Source organism: Aeromicrobium sp. (assembly GCF_014378035.1).
GTDB lineage: Bacteria > Actinomycetota > Actinomycetes > Propionibacteriales > Nocardioidaceae > Aeromicrobium.
The window spans coordinates 1-17795 of record NZ_JACMOM010000024.1; the positions used below are offsets into that span (position 1 = coordinate 1).

16 protein-coding genes, 1 tRNA gene and 1 pseudogene are annotated in these 17795 nt (G+C 66.8%); 10 read left to right on the forward strand and 8 right to left on the reverse strand.

The annotated features are described in order from the left end of the window. Positions 1–660: 660 nt before the first annotated feature. Positions 661–2133: a peptide MFS transporter gene (locus H7290_RS01500; RefSeq protein WP_290512249.1), complete on the reverse strand. Its 1473-nt coding sequence runs from the start codon at positions 2131–2133 to the stop codon at positions 661–663. Positions 2134–2328: 195 nt separating this feature from the next. Between H7290_RS01500 and H7290_RS01505 the strand changes: the two are divergent. The 5 genes and pseudogenes from H7290_RS01505 to H7290_RS01525 all read left to right on the forward strand — a co-directional run. Beyond that, positions 2329–2451 (forward strand): annotated as a pseudogene (locus H7290_RS01505) (IS110 family transposase); the annotation flags it as partial. A gap of 159 nt (positions 2452–2610) precedes the next feature. Then, complete coding sequence (locus H7290_RS01510; RefSeq protein WP_290512263.1) at positions 2611–3177, forward strand: transposase; 567 nt, start codon at positions 2611–2613, stop codon at positions 3175–3177. 183 nt (positions 3178–3360) lie between these two features. Next, positions 3361–3879: a helix-turn-helix transcriptional regulator gene (locus H7290_RS01515; RefSeq protein WP_290512250.1), complete on the forward strand. Its 519-nt coding sequence runs from the start codon at positions 3361–3363 to the stop codon at positions 3877–3879. Positions 3880–3995: 116 nt separating this feature from the next. Beyond that, positions 3996–4283: a type II toxin-antitoxin system prevent-host-death family antitoxin gene (locus tag H7290_RS01520; RefSeq protein ID WP_290512251.1), complete on the forward strand. Its 288-nt coding sequence runs from the start codon at positions 3996–3998 to the stop codon at positions 4281–4283. Between the two features lie 8 nt (positions 4284–4291). Beyond that, entirely contained in the window at positions 4292–4717 is a 426-nt protein-coding gene (locus tag H7290_RS01525) for a type II toxin-antitoxin system VapC family toxin (protein ID WP_290512264.1), read from the forward strand. A gap of 253 nt (positions 4718–4970) precedes the next feature. On the opposite strand, the gene H7290_RS01530 is transcribed toward H7290_RS01525, so the two are convergent. From H7290_RS01530 to H7290_RS01540, 3 genes are all read right to left on the reverse strand, one after another. Continuing rightward, positions 4971–6695, reverse strand: a complete 1725-nt coding sequence (locus tag H7290_RS01530; RefSeq protein ID WP_290512252.1) for a thiamine pyrophosphate-dependent enzyme — start codon at positions 6693–6695, stop codon at positions 4971–4973. 161 nt (positions 6696–6856) lie between these two features. Continuing rightward, complete coding sequence (locus H7290_RS01535) at positions 6857–7576, reverse strand: flavodoxin family protein (protein WP_290512253.1); 720 nt, start codon at positions 7574–7576, stop codon at positions 6857–6859. A gap of 153 nt (positions 7577–7729) precedes the next feature. Beyond that, complete coding sequence (locus H7290_RS01540; protein ID WP_290512254.1) at positions 7730–8344, reverse strand: NAD(P)H-dependent oxidoreductase; 615 nt, start codon at positions 8342–8344, stop codon at positions 7730–7732. 583 nt (positions 8345–8927) lie between these two features. Here H7290_RS01540 and mobF point away from each other — a divergent pair. The 5 genes from mobF to H7290_RS01565 all read left to right on the forward strand — a co-directional run bounded on the left by mobF (position 8928) and on the right by H7290_RS01565 (position 14183). Beyond that, entirely contained in the window at positions 8928–11669 is a 2742-nt protein-coding gene (gene mobF / locus H7290_RS01545; RefSeq protein ID WP_290512255.1) for a MobF family relaxase, read from the forward strand. Positions 11670–11815: 146 nt separating this feature from the next. Then, a complete protein-coding gene (locus H7290_RS01550; RefSeq protein WP_290512256.1) occupies positions 11816–12334 on the forward strand; it encodes a hypothetical protein in 519 nt (172 codons plus the stop codon). Positions 12335–12359: 25 nt separating this feature from the next. After that, a complete protein-coding gene (locus tag H7290_RS01555; RefSeq protein WP_290512257.1) occupies positions 12360–12620 on the forward strand; it encodes a helix-turn-helix domain-containing protein in 261 nt (86 codons plus the stop codon). After that, positions 12617–12832, forward strand: a complete 216-nt coding sequence (locus tag H7290_RS01560) for a hypothetical protein (RefSeq protein WP_290512258.1) — start codon at positions 12617–12619, stop codon at positions 12830–12832. Before H7290_RS01555 ends, H7290_RS01560 begins: the two co-directional genes overlap by 4 nt. Positions 12833–12995: 163 nt before the next feature. Continuing rightward, positions 12996–14183, forward strand: coding sequence for a tyrosine-type recombinase/integrase (locus H7290_RS01565; RefSeq protein ID WP_290512259.1), 1188 nt, complete (start codon positions 12996–12998; stop codon positions 14181–14183). Positions 14184–14258: 75 nt separating this feature from the next. Here H7290_RS01565 and H7290_RS01570 read toward each other — a convergent pair. The 4 genes from H7290_RS01570 to H7290_RS01585 form a co-directional block, all read right to left on the reverse strand. Beyond that, positions 14259–14332 (reverse strand) — tRNA-Ile (locus H7290_RS01570). A 7-nt stretch (positions 14333–14339) separates the two neighbouring features. Further along, positions 14340–15527 carry a site-specific integrase gene (locus tag H7290_RS01575; RefSeq protein ID WP_290512260.1) on the reverse strand — a complete coding sequence of 396 codons (1188 nt, stop codon included), beginning with the start codon at positions 15525–15527 and terminating at the stop codon, positions 14340–14342. Between the two features lie 159 nt (positions 15528–15686). Next, complete coding sequence (locus H7290_RS01580; RefSeq protein WP_290512261.1) at positions 15687–15971, reverse strand: helix-turn-helix domain-containing protein; 285 nt, start codon at positions 15969–15971, stop codon at positions 15687–15689. A gap of 145 nt (positions 15972–16116) precedes the next feature. Continuing rightward, positions 16117–17795 (reverse strand): AAA family ATPase (locus H7290_RS01585; protein ID WP_290512262.1); only part of this gene is annotated, 1679 nt, incomplete at its 5' end.

Below are 17795 nucleotides of genomic sequence, written 5' to 3' on the forward strand. Positions count from 1 at the left end.
CCGTTCGTGGCGTCGAACTGCGACAGCTCGCCGATCATGCCGTTGACGCGTTCAGCTCGTTCCCGGTCAGGTCCGTCGGCCAGCCACGCCAGGTCGCGACCCGGGACCGGTTCGTGCACCGGTCTGTGCGCCTGTTTGTGCACTGAGGGCTTGCGGGTCGGCGTGCTCACGGTCCCAGTCCCGACCGAACGAGGCCAGGAACTCAATCCTGGTCGCGTCGGGGAGCACCCCGGCGAACGGCGAGTTCTGTCGCAGCTCGCACGAAGCGGGCGACCGGCTCACCAAAGTCGCGACGACCTCGTCGAGGCCCGTGTCCAGTATCCGTTCCCACGCATCGAAGTAACCCAACGCGGTGACGACCATGTCGGCGAAGTCCCGTCGGGAGTGCCGCTGACGGCATATTGCGTCACGCAGCGCGACCGTGACCTCCCGATCCAGGTTCACCTGATCCGTTGAGCAAAGCGCTGTCGACACGGCCCTCCCCACATTTACGGCGCTTGTCCCGGCCGTACCGCCGGTCAGATCATCGGACGCCCGGAGGTGATCGTCGTCGGTTCCCAGTCGATCCTCGGCTCCTGGCGCCGTTCTCGAGGTGACGACTACAGCTCTCGGCGCATCTGGTGACATCGAGTACCAACTGCACCATCTGACAACTCCCGGTTAGTTGACCCCGCGCATGGTCTTCTTCAGCATCGGCACCAGGGTCGCGAGGACCAGGCCCAACGCGATCGAGATGCCGCCGATGAAGGAGAAGTAGGGCACTTCATTTTCCCGGTTGTAGTAGCCGGCCAGGATGCCCGCGAAGGTAGTGCCGACCGAGATGGATAGGAAGAACAAAGCCACCATCTGGGTCCGGAACGCCTTCGGGGCCAGCTTGGTCGCGACCGAGAGCCCGATGGGCGACAAGAACAGTTCGGCGCAGGTGAACAGGAACAGGATGAGCGCCAGCCCTAGCAGCGGTGTGCTGTTGGGTCCGCCACCGGAGAACGGTATGAAGGCCAGGAACGCGATCCCCATCACCACCAGGCCGGCCGCGAACTTCAGCGGTGAGCTCGGCTGCCGCGAGCCCATCTTGGTCCACACGGCCGCGAAGATCCCAGCGAAGATGATGATGAAGACGGGGTTGATGGACTGCACGAAACTGGGCGGCATGGTCCAGCCGAAGAACGTGCGGTCGAGGCTCTCCTCGGCGTAGATCGCCACGACGGTGAACTGCTGCTGGAACAAGGCCCAGAAGGCGGCCGAGGCGATGTAGAGGGGGATGAAGGAGCGGACCCGGCTGCGCTCTGTGGCGTCCACTCGGGAGCTGGTGAGCAGCAGCGCAAAGTAGGCGATCGAGGCGACGATGGCCAGGCCGGCCATGACGTTGGCCAGATTGCCGGCGTCGACCAGACCGGCGAACAGTGCCCCCGCGATCACGACCAGGCCGGCGACCCCGGCCACACCCCAACGGCCGTACTGCGACGGCGGTAGCGGGTTGGGAATGTCGTGAGCCTCCGACGGCAAGTTCTTGCGGGTCAGCGCGTACTGCGTCAGACCCACCGCCATCCCCACGGCGGCCGCGCCGAAGCCAACGTGGAAACCCCAGTTCTTCTGCAGCCAACCGGTGATCAACGGCCCGACCAGGGCCCCGATGTTGATGCCCATGTAGAAGATCGAGAAGCCGGCGTCACGGCGCTCGTCTCCCTCCGCATAGAGCGTGCCGACCAGGGAGGTGACGTTGGCCTTCAGACCGCCGGAGCCGACCCCCACCAGGGTCAAGCCAATGGTCAGCCCGATGGTGTCCGGCAGCAGGGCGAGCGAGATGTGGCCGAGCATGATCGTGATCGCGGAGTAGAAGAGGACCCGCTCCGAGCCCAGCAGCCGGTCAGCGAGCCACGCCCCCAGGATCGTCGACAGGTAGACGCCGCCGCCATAGGCCCCGATCAGCGAGGTGGCGGTCCCACGGTCGATGTCCAGCCCGCCCTCGGTGACCGTGAAGTACATGTAGTAGAGCAGGATGCCCTGCATCCCGTAGAACGAGAATCGCTCCCACAACTCGACGCTGAACAGGTTGGCCAGCATCCGGGGATGGCCAAAGAACGACGCCCGGGTATCGCCGGGGGCCGAGGTTGGGGACTCCACGTGACTCATCTGGCCAGTGCATCCCGCCAGGAGGCGCATGTCCAAAACGACACCATCGACGCGATCGCCGGCCCCCGGCCAACTACGCGACGCGCTCGTGGTCCTGCTCGACAGGCGTGATCGGCGACGAGGACAACCGCAGCCGCGCTGTCATCGGCGCCGCTCTCGGCGAGCGGGTGCGGGGTATCGCTTCGGCACCGCCGGGAGGTGGAGTTGGTCAACGCCCGGCATGTGAAGAACCTCCCGGGCCGTAAGAGCGATGTCTCGGATGTGACCTGGTTGGCCCAGCTCGGTGCCCACGGCCTGGTCCGGGCATCGTTCGTGCCACCCGAGCCGACCCGGCAGTTGCAGGACCCGACCCTGATCGATCAGCACACCGATGCGATCGAGGAGATCACCGCCCAGATCGACGTGGTGATCGAACCCTTTCAGCCATTCCGGGACCTGGTCTGCACCATCCCCGGAATCAGCACCCTGACTGCCGACGTGATCATTGCCGAGACCGGAGCCGACATGACCCGCTTTCCCACCGCCGGCCACCTCGCCTCCTGGGCCGGGACCACCCCGGGCAGCAACGAGTCCGCCGGACGAGTGAAATCGACCAAGACCCGACCCGGCAACCCCTACCTGCAAGGTCCGCTCGGGGCAGCGGCGATGTCGCTTGCCAAGAGTCCGAACACCTACCTCGGCACCCGGTACCGCCACATCGCGACACGACGCGGGCCGATGAAGGCCAACGTCGCGATCCAGCACAACCTGCTCACCATCATCTGGCACATGGCAACCACCAGCACCCTCTATGAGGACCCCGAAGCCGACTACATCCCGAACACGCCAAGAACCGCGCACTCCACCAACTCGAAGCGATGGGCTACGAGGTCACTCTCGACCGCGTCGGGTAACAGCTCAAGCCCATGCCACGAAGGGGAATCTTCGTGTCAGAGGCACGTTGGTGGGGCGGGTGGGGCTCGAACCCACGACCCAAGGAGTCGTTCTGGGGCCGCTCATCGTAGGTCAGCAACGGCACTTCTACGCCTGAAAGCCCATGGTTGAGCCGGTTCGAGATCACGGCAGAACAGCGCCGATCAGATCAAAGTGGGGAACAGCGTGGGGAATGAGCGCGGAGGGGTGCTGGCTGAGCATGCTTCGACGCGGCGGTAGCCCGGACCGTCGGCGCCGACGTCGCGACCCTCGAAACCCGGGCAGCCCCATAGCGAAAACTGCTATAGTCGCCACGTGACGAGCCGGAGTGAGGTGCTGCGAGAGGTGATGCTCGAAACGGGCACCACCCAGTCCGGCCTGTCCCGGCTCAGCGGCGTGCGTCAGCCGAGCATCAGTGGCTTCCTGTCCGACAAGGTCGAGATCAGCGACGATCAGCTCAACCGGTTGCTGTCCTGCATGGGCTTCCAGCTGGAGGTCGTACGACGTCCCATCGTCCCTCAGCTGACGCGCTCGGAGCGCCGCTCGTGGCAGCTGCACCGGCGGCTCTCGACGCTCCTCAGTCACCAGAGCCTCAAGGAGTGGAAGCCGACGATCGAGCGCAACCTCGACCGCCTCGACCACGGCGTGACCGGCCAGCCGCACGAGCGGAATGTCGGCCGCTGGCGGCACCTGGTCGTCCGCGGCGACGTGCCCGGCCTGCACCGTGTCCTGACCGGCCTCGACCGCGACTCCATCGAGATGCGTGAGGTCTCCCCCATGTCCGGGCTGCTCACTGACGAGCAGCGCCGCGACGTTCTAGAGCTGGCAGGCTGATGCGGCGAGACCAGCTGGAACACGCGATCCGCACGGCCTGCCAGATCATCCAGCAGCTTTGCAGGATCCGTTGTGGAACAGCTCAGGCGTGCGAAGTAGCGCGTATGGTGGGTCTCATGACGCTACATAACGAGGAGCCAAAGGCCGAGGTGGGTGTGCGTGAGCTGCACGACCAGCTCAGCCGCTACCTTCACCACGTCAGTTCCGGGGCTGAGGTCGTCGTGACAGTGCGTGGACGTCGTGTCGCGCGCTTGTCGGGAGTCGGGGTAACGGACCCGTTGGCGGATCTGCGTGCACGCGGACTCGTCCTCGACCCGCAGCACACGCGGCGCCCCATGGCGGGGCATGCGCGACTCGCAGCCGTCGGCAGCGTCTCTGATCTGGTGAGCGAGCAGAGGCGCTGATCGTCTACCTGGACACCTCGGCGCTGGTCAAGCTGGTGTTCGACGAACCGGGGTCGCAGCTGGCCGCGGAGTTGTGGGATCGCGCCGAATCCGTGGTGTCGAGCGAGTTGATCTATCCCGAGGCTCGAGCGGCAGTAGCGGCTGCCCATCGACAGGGTCGGATTGACGCGGACACGCTGCGAAGCGCTGTCGACACGATCGACGCCCTCTGCTCCCAGCTGAGCATCCTGGGTCTCGACCACGAGTTGGCACACACCGCAGGCGAGCTCGCGGAAACCCACGGTCTACGCGGCTACGACGCTGTTCACCTGGCAACCGCGTTAGGTGCCGGCTCCGACTCGCTCCTCCTCGCTACCTGGGATCGTGAATTGGCCCGCGGTGCGATCGAAGCAGGATGCAGCGTCTCACCGCCGCCAACCGCTTGGCGTCCATGACTCGTCACCGCAAGCGGATCGTCATGCGGTGCGTGACCGGTACGGGATCCAGTCGGTGATCAAGCTCTTGAACCCGAGGGGTACATCTCCGATCGACGTATTTCGTTGCCGTACGAGACCGCCCACGGCATCCGGCCTTGTTGGTCGCAGGCGGGCACGCATCGCAGCGTGCCGGTTTGTCCTCGATCTCCCACCCTCGGCACCTCGGAAGAAAGACCTTGACTGGATCCCGCCTGGCTCCCGTAACCGGGCGCTACTCGGGAGAGACCGCGAACTCCTTCATCTTGGCGATCGCGAAGCCCCAGCCTTGCTCCAGGGTCGGCTTGGGGGGCAGGGCGATCTCGTCGGGGTTGGTCAGTACGTCGAGCAGCACCGGGCCGGGATGGGCCAATGCCTCGGCTACCGCACCGTTGACGTCGTGAGGGTCGGTGACCCGGATCCCTCGCATCCCGATGGCTTCGGCGACCTTGGCGAAGTCGGGGTTGTGCAGGACCGTGCCGAATTCGGGCAGTCCGACCTGCTCCATCTCGAGTTTCACCATGCCGAGGCGTCCGTTGTCGAAGACCACGATCTTGACCGGCAGGTCCTCCGACACGGCGGTGATCAAGTCACCCATCAGCATCGACAGGCCCCCGTCGCCACAGAAGGCGACGACCTGCCGGTCGCGATCCAGGGCCTGGGCGCCCAGGGCCATCGGCATCGCGTTGGCCATCGAGCCCAGGTTGTAGGACCCGAGGAGTCGCCGACCGCCACTCATCCGCACGAAGCGGCTCAGCCAGACCGTCGACATCCCGGTGTCGCTGGTGAAGATCGCATCAGAGTCCGCGTGCCGCTCGATCGCGCCCGCGAGCAGCTCGGGTCGAATCCGGTCGTCACGGTTGTCGACCTTGCGTCGCAGCAGCCCGACCTTCTTGTGGTCGTAGTCGGGGTCGGTGAAGTGCGCCTGGCCGCTTCCCCACAGCTCGTAGGCCTTACGGGCGTGGTCGAGGTGGCCTCGATCGAGCTTCTCGTGCAGCAACGGCAGCAGCGCACCGATCCCGAGGCGAGAATCGCCCACCACCGCGTGGTCGACCGGCGTACGCCGCCCGACGTGAGCACCGCGGACATCGAGCTGCACCACGGTCTTGCCGGTCGGCAGGAACTCCGGGTAGGGGAAGTCGGTGCCGATGAGCACCAGCACGTCGCACGAGGCGAACGCGAGAGCCGTCGCCGGGTTGCCGATCAGTCCTGACTGGCCGATCTCATAGGGATTGTCGTCGTCGAAGCCCTCCTTCGCCTTGAGCGAGAGCACCATCGGGGCCGCGAGACGCTCGGCGGCCTGGAGCACCTCCGCCCGGGCGTGGCGGGCACCGAGACCGACGAGGAACGTCACCGAATCGGCAACGTTGATGGCATCGGCGGCAGCTCGCACCGCGTCCGGATCGGGCGCCAGCACCGGCTGGGCCTTCACGAACCGTGGGACCGGGGTGTGCTTCGGCAGGTCGAGTCCGCCGACATCCCCGGGGAGAGTCAGCACGGCGACCCCGCGCTCGGAGAGGGCAGCGTTGACGGCCTGCTCGAGGATGCCGGGCAGTTGGTCCACGCTGGTCACGGTCTGGCAGAAGACCGACACGTCAGCGAAGAGCACATCGTTGTCGACCTCCTGGAAGAACTCCGAGCCCATCTCCTCGCGCGGCACCTGCCCGCAGATCGCGAGCACCGGGGTGTGGGACTTCTTGGCGTCGTAGAGGCCATTGAGGAGGTGGATCGCTCCGGGTCCGACCGTGCCCGCGCAGACGGCGAGATCGTCGGTCAGCTGCGACTGGGCAGAGGCGGCGAAAGCAGCGGCTTCTTCGTGGCGCACCCCGACCCACTCGATGCGGTCCTCACGGCGGATCGCATCGGTGACCGGGTTGAGGGCATCTCCCACGACACCCCACACCTGACGGACACCGTGTTCGGCCAGGGACTCGATGAGCAGTTCGGCGACAGTTGTCATCGCTCCACAGTGCCATCTCCAATTATCCGAGACCACCCGCGGGGTTGGTGCCCTCGGGCGTGAACGTGTCCGGATCAGCCCGCACTCAGGCGTCGGCCCAGGACCTGAGGCAGATCAACACGGGCGGGTCGAGGGCACGGACACTCTGAGTCGCACCAGGGTCAGGAGCGGTACTCGGGATTCTCGTAGTCGAACCGCTCACCGTCACTCCACGCGGGGCGAACGTTGCCGACGGCGGGGATGCCGCCGGCCGCCTTGAACGCCTTCGCCAGGTGCATCAGGTTCCAGGTCATGAAGGTGGTGTTGCGGTTGGTGAAGTCGTTCTCGGGACCACCGCTTCCCTCGTCGAGGTACGACGGCCCAGGACCCGCCTCGCCGATCCAGCCGGCGTCGGCCTGGGGCGGGATGGTGTAGCCGACGTGGCCGAGGCTGTAGAGGATGTTCATCGCGCAGTGCTTGATGCCGTCCTCGTTGCCGGTGATCAGGCAGCCAGCAACCCGGCCGTAGAAGATCGACTGGCCCTCGTCGTTGAGCATGCCCGAGAGCGCATAGAGCCGCTCGATGATGATCTTGGTGACGCTTGAGTTGTCGCCGAGCCAGATCGGGCCGCCGATCACCAGGATGTCGCTGTCCAGGATCCCGGGGTAGAGGTCAGGCCAAGCGTCCTTCTCCCAGCCTTGCTCCTTCATGTCGGGGTAGACCCCGATCGCGATGTCGTGGTCGATCGGCCGGATCACGTTCACCTCTACACCGTGCTTGCGCATCAGCTTCGCGCTCGCGTCGACGAGCCCCTCGGTGTGGCTCATCGCCGGGCTCTTCTTGAGCGTGCAGTTGAGGAAGGTCGCCTTGAGGCCGGTGAAGTCAGTGTCAGGGGAGGTCATACCGTCAGACTTGCGGATGAGGCCGTAGGGCACAACCGCTCTGGTGGTCGCTTCCGTTGAACTACATGAAAGTGCCCAAGAGCGGCACGCCGCCCTGAACTGCGTCGAGGTGAAGGCAGCCGCGGGTCATCAGCCCGGACCTCGGCCGAGGTTTCAGCTCGCGGGGTAGTTCGTGGACTTCAGCATCGCCGCCAAGTGCGCCGCGTTGCGTGCGGCGGTCCTGGTCGTGCCGACCGTCTTCTCCGGCGCAGGATCCAGGTCGTTGTAGTCGGTACCCTGCATCGCCTCACCGACCCAGTAGGTCTTGCCCTCGGCGGGGATCGTGTAGCCGATGGCGCTCAGGGTCCCGAACAGTTCCGCACCCGTGTTGTGGGCGCCGTCCTCGTTGCCCACGACCGCCACGACAGCGACCTTGCCGGACAAGATGGGGCGTCCCTGGTCGTCGGTCTCGGCGATCTCGTTGTCGAGCCGCTCGAGCACCATCTTGCACACCGCGGACGGCAGACCCATCCAGATCGGTGTGGCCAGCACGAGCACGTCAGCAGCGAGAACCTTCTCCCGGATACCAGGCCAAGCGTCTCCGTCACCCTCGTCGGCGCTCACACCAAAACGCACGTCATGGTCGACGACGCGGATCACGTCACCTCCCGCGACGCCGTGACTCTTCAGCTCCTCGAGGACCTCGCGACCCAACTTCTCCGAACTCGAGGCGGCAGGAGATTTCTTCAGCGAGCACACCAGGACAACGGCAGAGAGATCAGTAGTCATGCCCTCCAAGTTAGCCGAGCGCCCCACTGGCAAGTGACGCTGCTTAGGCGGGGCAGACCGGCCCTCGTCGACAGCTGGCCGGTCCCCGGCGGCTTGAGTCGCCACCGGAGAACAGGGGCACATCGGAACACCAGCGACCCACCGACGGTCCCGAAGGATCACGCGCCCAACAAGCATGATCGGACGATTCTGATGCGGTCATACGTCCCGATGGGCGAACCGGTCGCGGGACCGATGCAGGTCAGTAGCCCTGCGAGAGCCTGCCCGTCCCAGAACACCCGTCCGGACGAGAGTCCCGCGATGGTCCGTCATCCGGCACGCCAGGCTTGGCCCGAGGACAGCCACGATTGATCACGCCATGTCGATCATGTCGATCAATCCAAACCGCCCAACGTCCTCGACATCTCCTACAGCAGGACAGCTCGACTGACGACCAGTGACGGACCCAGAATCCGCACCGCCGCACGCGCCTTGAGGCCTTCTAAATCGAGCGGCACGCATGCTACGAAGGTTCGTAGGTCGGTCCGCCCTTCGGGGTGGGCCGAGCTTCATTTCAAGGCTAAGTGACGACCAGTGACGGGCGGTGAGCAGGCCGGTGCATGGCGGGGTGAAGTTCTACCGCGGCTCCCCTGGTGCGGCCCGCACCTACGTCGAGGCCGACCGCTCACGCGTCGATGACTACTACCTCGCCGAGGGCACCGGCCTCGCGACCAGGTACGTCGCCGGCACGACCACCGAGACGATTGACGGCCAGGAACTCAGGGGGGAACGCGGGGAGGAACGTGGGCCGGTCGCGGTCAGGAACGCAGGAATGCTCGACGGTGATGCTTACGAGCAGTGGGTCGGCGGCTATGACACGACTCGTCGGGCTAAGGGCCACCTGCGCACCGATGAGCACGGCCTCAGGTTGGTCGAGGTCGTGATCAACGGACCGAAGACCTGGTCACTCGCAGCAGCACTGCATCCAGCAGTCGCCGAGGCCTACGACGCCGCCCAGGAACGCGCAGCCGGCGAGATCATCGGATGGTTGGCCGAGCACGCCACCACCCGGATAGGGCCACGGGGTAGGCAGGTGCAGGTCCCGGTCGATGAGATCGAGGCCGCGGTGGTACGGCACTACACCTCCCGCGCCGGGGACCCTCATCGGCACCTGCACGTGCAGATCAATGCCCGCGTCCGAGCCGGCGGCCGGTGGCGGGGGCTGCACTCGGTCGGTGTCGTCGACTCCATCGAAGCCATCAACGGCATCGGTCACGCCGCGGTCATGTGCGACCCCCAGCTCCGCGAGTCGCTTGCCACGCACGGCTACACCCTCGACCCGGCCACCGGAGATGTGCGCGAGCTCGCACCGTTCGCGGGCGAGTTCTCCGCTAGGGCGTCGCAGATCGCCAGGAACGTCGACCGCTACGAAGCCGAGTGGCGCGGCGAACATCCCGGCCAGGAGCCGGGCCCGAACCTACGCCGCACCTGGGACCGCCGCGCCTGGTCCCAAGCGCGACCCGACAAGGTCGTACCCGCCGACGGTGAGCAGCTCGCACGTAGGTGGGTCTCCGAGCTGCATGACCTCGGATTCACCACACCTACCGCGCCGACTGTGTTGGTGCCGACGGCGGTGGGGCGGCTCAACCGCGACGCCGTCAGCCAGCTCGCGCTCTCACGCCTGGGTGCACGGCGATCGTCTTGGAACGCTGCCGACATCCGTGGCGAGGTCGAGAAGATCATCGCCTCCGTCGACGTCGTGGTCGACCCAAGGGTGCGCCGCGAGCTGGCCGAGGACCTGGTTGCCCGCACCATCGCCGCCTGCGAACCGCTGCTGGCTCGTGACGATGTGCCCGAACACGTCCGTGCCCTCACCTCCAAGAACGTCCTCGAGGTCGAGGCCGACCTCGTCGACCGGCTCGCCGCTCGCGCCACCACCGCCGGCGAACCTGAGCGCATCGGACCGGTGGTCGCCCGGGTTCGACTCGATCCGGCGCAGCAACGCACCGTCGCCGCGCTCGCCGGGACCGGCCGGCTCATCGTGGTGGAGGGCGCCGCCGGCGCGGGAAAGACCACCACCCTCGCCGCAGCCGGCGTACTGCTCCAGATGCGCCACCAGCAACTGGTCGTGGTCACCCCGACGCTGAAGGCAGCGCAGGTCGCTGGCGCCGAACTGGGGACCCCGGCGTTCTCGGCTGCGTGGCTGGCCTACCAGCACGGGTACCGGTGGGACGACGACGGCCACTGGACCCGCCAGGCGGTCCACCGCGACGACCTCGACGTCGACGCACGACTCTCACCGGGTGACGTGCTGCTGGTCGACGAGGCCGGGATGCTCGACCAGGACACCGCCCGAGCGTTGCTGAGCATCGCCGACGAAACCGGCGCCCGCCTCGCTCTGGTCGGCGACCGTCACCAGCTCGCCGCCGTCGGCCGCGGCGGGGTCCTGGACCACGCCGCACGCTGGGCACACCCCGAGAACCAGGTCACCCTCGACGCGGTCCACCGTTTCAGCGACCCCGACTACGCCGACCTCACGTTGAAGATGCGCACCGGACGCGAGGCAGGCGAGGTCTTCGACAAGCTCTACGAGCGCGGTGACATCGTCATCCACCCCACTGATGTCGAACGCCTCGCCGCAGTCGCACAACTCGCAGCCGGCTCCCCCGGCGACCTCATCGTCGCCGACACCCACGAACAGGTCGCCGCCCTCAACGCAACGATCCGCGACCACCACCTGCCCGACGACTACAACCAGGCACGGCAGACGATCACCACTGACAGTGGGGACAAGGTCGCCGTCGGTGACCGGATCGCGACCCGTCGCAACGACCGCGACCTCGACGTCGCCAACCGCGACCAATGGACCATCACCAACATCAACCACAACGGCGACCTCACCCTCGACGGCCAACGAGGCACCCGCACCCTCCCCGCCGACTACGTGAACCGACATGTCGAGCTCGCCTACGCCACCACCACCCACGGAGCCCAGGGCGAGACCGTCGACCAGGCGCGGCTGCTGCTCGGTGAGAGCACCGGCGCCGCATCGGCCTACGTCGCCATGACCCGCGGCCGACACCACAACACTGCCCACCTCGTCGCCGGCACCATCGACGACGCCCGGACCCAGTGGGTCGAGACCTTCAACCGCGACCGCGCCGACCTTGGCCCCGCCCACGCCGCCGATGCAGCTCTCGAGGCCATCGACCGATACGGACCTCTGCCCCCATCTTCGACAACGCCCGAGCGACCTGAGCCGCCCGCGGAGCGATCTCCTCGTCGGCGTGAGCCGCCGCCAGTCCCTAGATCTGCATCCGGCCCCCGACCCGGTATTGGGCGCTGACACCCCTCGAACCAGCACCACCACAGACGCAGTTCCTCACAACGCAGGCAAAGTCATTGGCCGTCATTTGATCGCCAGGGAACCCATTTTCGCCTTAGGAGAGATGAGAGGACTTTTGTCCACCCACCCCCCGGAAGGCGAACTCGATGACCAACAACCAACCACCGATGGACAGTCCCGACGACCGAGGCGCCGAGCTGAGCGACTGCGCTCACCAGGCCGAGACCGCGGTCACGCGCCTTGTTCACCTGACGATCAACCGACCCAGTCTGACGCTGGCCGAGGTCGACGTCGTCCTCGCCCACCTGGCCGAGACCGTCGCCGCTCTACCCCAGGTCGCAGCCCAGCTCGGCGACATTCTCGACCGGTCCCGAGACACCCACCTGCTCGCCATGGACGACATGAGCGCCACCACCGACCCCGACCTCGCCATCGACACCGCCCGCCTCCACCTAAAGGAGGTTCGCGGCCCAGCCGTGCAGACCTACCGGCACCTCGACGCCGCCCGCAACGAAGTCGCGCACATCAGGGCCACGCCTCTGGACTATGCACACGACACCCTCGACGTCGCTTCGCAACCTGACATCGACGTTCGCGACCCGCGCCCCGAGGACCGACAGCCGTCCCCAGCCGCCCGCCCGGGAACCCGCGGCCCCGCCCGCTGACGGGAGGAATTCGACTATGCAGCCCGTGCGCCCCATCCATGTCCCCGAGGAATGGCACGACCGCGACCTCCTCACTTTCGAGCAGTTCTGCGACCTCGTACAGATTCCGGTCCGCACCGTCCGCGACTGGCGACGACGCCGAATCGGACCTCGCTGGACCAGGCTCGAAGGCACGGGCCGGCTCTACATCACCGTCACCGAGGTCCGACGGTTCCTTCGCGCCACCACCAACGACCACCGACAGATCCCAACAGACCCCAGCCATCCGGAGGACAAGACGTCATGACCCAGCCCAAGCCTGCCGCCGACGACGCGCCACACCGCGACCTCCTCACCCCCGCACAGCTCTCCGACCGATGGGGTGTCACCACCGGACACCTCGCCAACCTCCGCTACCACGGCGAAGGCCTCAGCTATCTCAAGATCGGCAGCCGCATCGCCTACCGCTACACCGACGTCCTCGTGTTCGAGAACTACCACTACGTGTCGATCGGCTGAGTTGTCCACAGCCCGCGGTCTGCCGACGGTTATCCACAGGCCGACGTTGCCCGTCCTCGTAGCAGTCTCGACACCTCGCACCATTTGAACTGTTCCCTACACCGGAGAGTGATGCCGCATGGCCCGTGACACGACTACCCCGTACGAATTGGGGAGGATCACGGTGCGCCCGCACCCCACGTTGCTTGGCCACCAGCAAGCACGTGGCTATTACAGGGACCGACGCGACGTCCGCCGGGAGGCGACCGCCTCGGGTGCGTCGAACGCCGCGGCGACTCGAGCGCTCAAAGCGAAGGTCGCGGCAGCCGAGAAGGAGCACGTGGGAGGTACGGCTGAGCTGAACCACAAGACGCGCCTCGATGTGGCAGCTGACCTGTGGCTGGCGCGAAAGCGTGGCCAGCGCAAGCGCGGCGGTGGCGCGCTCTCGCCGACGACGATTGCCGACTACCAGGGCTACATCAACCGGGTGATCAAGGGAACGCCACTCGCAGCGATGTCCGTTGGCCAGGTCAACTCCGTCGCTGTGATCGAAGGGTGGCTGACCGACGTGGCCAACACGCGCGGCAACGTCGCTGCGCAACAGTCACGGAAGGTGTTGAGCGGCATCCTGGACCTCGCAGAGCGTGTCGAAGCGATCCCCGCCAGCGTCATGCGCCGCGTCCAGTTGCCGGCCGCAGCACCCGGCACCGAGGGTGACCGGTCGTGCCGGGACCCCGAGGACTGCGACTTCAACTGTGGTGGACGCCATCTCGACACCAAACGCGCCTTCACCGCCGACGAGATGAAGCGCGTGCAGACCAACGCCGACGCCTCGACCGCAGATGTAGGAGATCTCGTCGCGTTCCTGTTCGGCACCGGCGCTCGCATATCCGAAGCCCTACGGAACACCGCATGGTCCGATGTCGACCTCGATGCGCAGAGCGTCCACGTGCGCGGCACGAAGACGCGTCACGCCGACCGCGTGCTCGCGCTCAGCGACGGCCTGACCGAACGGCTCTGCGATCGCGCCAGCACGTACGGGACGAACGGGCAGGTGTTCGGCACAACTCGGTTCGCAGTCAGTCGAAACGGAGCCAATGTCCTGGGGCGGCCGCGCAACCGCCAGAACGTGCTCAAGTCACTCCGGAAGGTCCTGGCAGTCTCGGAAACGCGATGGGCGGGGTCTCACTCGTTTCGACGAACCGTCGCGACCTGGATGGACGAGGCCGGCGCCCCGTTGGCCGAGATCGGTGCGCAGCTCGGCCACGGCGACCTGAACGTCACGGCGCACTACCTAGGACGAACCACCGCCCCCACACGCGCCGCCAGCATCATGATCCTCGACTGGACCCCCACTGAAAGTGGGGAATAGGTGGGGAACGATGCACGATCAAGCTTCAATCGGTGCCGACGATTTCGTAAACCTGCAGGTCAGAAGCCTGCTGAGTGGGGCGGGTGGGGCTCGAACCCACGACCCAAGGATTATGAGTCCTCTGCTCTAACCAACTGAGCTACCGCCCCAAATGTTCTATTGTCCCAGGTCAGCGGCTTGTACGGCCCGATCTGGTGCTTCATCCGGAGCCTCGGATTGCCCTGCAGTCCGCAGATAGTCCGCACGAGCGGCCAGCGCCACCACTCCGAGCCGGTCGACGTACATGTTCACGTCTCCCGGGTAGAGGTGACCATAGCGGTCGAGGGTGATCGCGACGGAGGCATGTCCGAGCATCGTGGACAGCACCTTCGGCGGCGTTCCGTGCTTGATGTGCAGTGACGCGCACGTGTGTCGCAGGTCGTGCGGGCGCAGCATGTCGCCGCGCTGCTGGGACGCCAAACCGGTCTTCTTCACGGCCGGGTCGAAGACCCGGGAGCGCCAGTTCCCGCTGCGCAACGGCCCGCCATTTGACGACGTGAGCAGGTGATCGCCAGCGTCTCGACCATCGGCACAGGCCGCCAGCTCGTCGCACAGCCAGGCCGGCACCGGGACAGTGCGGTTGCTGGTCTCGGTCTTCGGCGGGCCCTCGACGAGCTTGCCGTTGCTCTCCGAGAGCGTGGCCGAGACACGCAACTCTCGGCTCTTGATGTCGAGGCTGCTGCAGCGCAGCGCGGCGAGCTCACCGAACCTGAGGCCGCACCAGGCCAGGACGAGCACCGAGAGCGAGAAGTCGCCAGCTGCCTCTGCCAGCGCCCAGACCTCGCGCTCGTTGAGGAAGAGAGTCTTGTCTCGCTCACTCTTGCTCGGTAACGCTGGGAGCTCGACCCCCCTGGCCTGGTTGTTCGGGATCCTGTGAGAGCGGACCGCGAGCTCGAGGACCTGCGAGAGCACGACCCAGGCGTGCCTGGTGCGCGCGGCCGACAGCCCGTTGCCGTGCAACACGGCAATCCAGACACCGACGTCCTCATGACGTACCGCGTCAAGGCGCACGCTCTCCCAGGTGGGGAGGACTTGGTTGCGCAGGACGACGTCGTACATCAGCCGGGTGGAGGGTCGGATGCGGACTTTGCTCCGCAGCCACTCCTGGGAGTACTCGCCGACTGTGAGGCGTCCGAGGTCGGGGTTGGTCCACTCCCCGCGGTCGAGACGGGCGACCTCGGTGCGTGCCCATCTCTCAGCGTCGACCTTGCGATCGAAGTGCCGGGACCGTTCTTTGTGGTCCCGGCCGCGGTACCGGGCTCTCCACTGTCCGTTGGGTCTCTTGGCGACGCTGTAGCTGGCCATGCGAATGCCTCCTGCTCTCGGTAGGTCGACGAGGGAGCGGCGGTGCCGCTGCGCGTATTCGACAGCCGCAGCGCTGGTCCGCGCCGATGACGCGGACCAGCTGTGGAAAACGGCGGGATTCGACGCGCCTGTGGAAAACCCACAAACGAGACGGTTACCTCAGGCTGCGTCCGGACCCGTGCAGTTCTTCTGCGTCTCGACCCAGGTGATCAGGTCGCCGACGGTGGTGACCAGACGGCGCCCGATCTTGAAGTAGCGCGGCCCGTTGCCTTGCTGGCGCCACCAGCGCAGAGTGTTGACCGGCACCCGCAGGATGTCAGCGACCTCCGACAGTGTCAGGAAGTCGCCGGAGCGACGTTCGTCGAGCGAGCCGATGGTCGCGACACCGATGGTCGCAGTGTCGCCCGCCCGGAAAGCCGGAGCCGGTGTGTCGTTCGTGGTCATGGGGTCCTCTCGTAGTGGAGGCGTCGTCGCCGCGTACCGGCCGAGACCGGCGCCAACCGTTGGGGTCTCTCACTTAGATAAGGCGCCAAAGGGGTCCCTCACGATCACCGCGGCGGAAAAACTTTCGTCGAGAACCGATCGAGACTCAGCGCGAGGGCCCACCGCGGCCGGGCTCGGGCACCCGCTCGTGGTGCTCATCGCGCTGATGCTGACGCCGGTTGTCCGCCTCGTTGGTGGTCTCCAGGGCACTGGCGGTCTCCCAGTCCAGGCCGCCGTAGCGGTCGAGGTCCTCAGCGGCACGGGTAGCGGCGCGTGCGGGTCCCAGGTCGGCACGGTCGCGGCTGAACACCCCTACCCATTGCTGGCGTGCCTGGTCGATGGTGTCGGCGACAAGGTGCGCGGTGTTGGTAGTGCGGCCGCGGGTCATCGCCACGTAGGCCGACGCGGCACCGGTCTGCTCACCCAGGACGAAGTGCGCCCGGTCGACGGTCTCGCCCTGGGCGCCGTAAACCGTCCGGGCGTAGCCCAGCTCCACGTGCGCCCGAACATAGGCAGCCGGAAGGGTGCGTTCCCCCCTGCTGACCTGCGGCTTTGCACGCATCCCGGGCCGCGGTCCTGGTTGCGTTCCCCCCTGCGTTCCCGGCCCCGCCGTAGCGCTTATCCCGCCCTCACGAATGACGGTCAGGCTGGCGTCGTCGGCCAGGCCGGTCACAGTCCAGGTCTCTCGGTTCGCCACGCCCAGGGTGCGGTCGTTGCGGCGGGTGGCGATGGTGTCACCGACACCGACACGTTCCCCGGCGCTCGTGAAGATCGCCCCCCGGGCGGCATCGCCCTGGCTGGCGAATCGGTGCTCACCAATGGCGGCGTTGAGCGCAGCGACCTGCTCGCGGGTGTCAGCAACCACCAGGGTCCGTCCAGGTTGCGTGTCGTCTGCGCCTGTTCCAGCGACGTTGACCAGGTGGTGGAGTCGTTCGGTGTCGCTGAGGTGGATCTGGATGTCGCCGCGGGCCAGGAGCGCCTCGAAGACCTCCGCAGGGTTCTGCCCGGTCCTCATGGCCAGGGTGAGGTCGGCGTAGTCGGCATCGGCGAACCGGTGCACGGTCTCCAGCGTCAGACAGGACTCTTCTGGGGCAACACCTGCGGCTAGATCGAGGACTCCCCCACGTCCGACTGCAGGCAGCTGGCGCCGGTCCCCGACCAGTGCTAGTCGTGCGCCGGCCTGGTCGGCGATCTTCACCAACGCCAGGGCGGTGTCCTGGTCGAGCATCCCGGCCTCATCGACCACCAACAGGTCACCAGGCGCCAACCGCGCACGGGGCTCGGCAACGGCTGGGACGCGGGTCCAACGTCCGTCGTCGTCCCATCGGAACCCGTGCTGGTGTGCCAGCCACGCAGCCGAGAACGCTTCTGTGCCCAACTCGTGGGTGGCAACCGAGGCGGCTTTCAGCGTCGGGGTGACCACGACCATCCGCCCATAGCCTTGCTGCTGGAGCGCCTGGTGGGCCGCAGCCAGGGTCACGGTCTTCCCCGCACCCGCGGCACCCTCGACCACCAACAGGCCCGCCTGGCCGGCGAGCTGTGCGGCGACATGTCGTTGGGCAACGTCGAGCCCGCCTTCAGGCGGTATCCCGGATGCCGCAGCTATGACCGTATCGGGGTGGTCGTTGGTGACGCGTTCGGTTAGGCGTGCGGTCAGTTCGGCCTCGACCGCCAACACGCGCGGCGAGGTCAATGCCCGGATGTGCTCCGGAACATCGAGGCGGGCCAGCAACGGCTTACACCGCTCGAGGGTCCTGGCCGTGAGGTCCTCGGCGAGCTCGATCC

Coding starts and splice junctions, on each gene's coding strand:
- H7290_RS01550 (WP_290512256.1), top strand. CDS start 11,816: ATGACCAACAACCAACCACCGATGGACAGTCCCGACGACCGAGGCGCC.
- H7290_RS01575 (WP_290512260.1), bottom strand. CDS start 15,527: ATGGCCAGCTACAGCGTCGCCAAGAGACCCAACGGACAGTGGAGAGCC.
- H7290_RS01520 (WP_290512251.1), top strand. CDS start 3,996: ATGACGCTACATAACGAGGAGCCAAAGGCCGAGGTGGGTGTGCGTGAG.
- H7290_RS01560 (WP_290512258.1), top strand. CDS start 12,617: ATGACCCAGCCCAAGCCTGCCGCCGACGACGCGCCACACCGCGACCTC.
- H7290_RS01500 (WP_290512249.1), bottom strand. CDS start 2,133: ATGAGTCACGTGGAGTCCCCAACCTCGGCCCCCGGCGATACCCGGGCG.
- H7290_RS01580 (WP_290512261.1), bottom strand. CDS start 15,971: ATGACCACGAACGACACACCGGCTCCGGCTTTCCGGGCGGGCGACACT.
- H7290_RS01530 (WP_290512252.1), bottom strand. CDS start 6,695: ATGACAACTGTCGCCGAACTGCTCATCGAGTCCCTGGCCGAACACGGT.
- H7290_RS01535 (WP_290512253.1), bottom strand. CDS start 7,576: ATGACCTCCCCTGACACTGACTTCACCGGCCTCAAGGCGACCTTCCTC.
- H7290_RS01540 (WP_290512254.1), bottom strand. CDS start 8,344: ATGACTACTGATCTCTCTGCCGTTGTCCTGGTGTGCTCGCTGAAGAAA.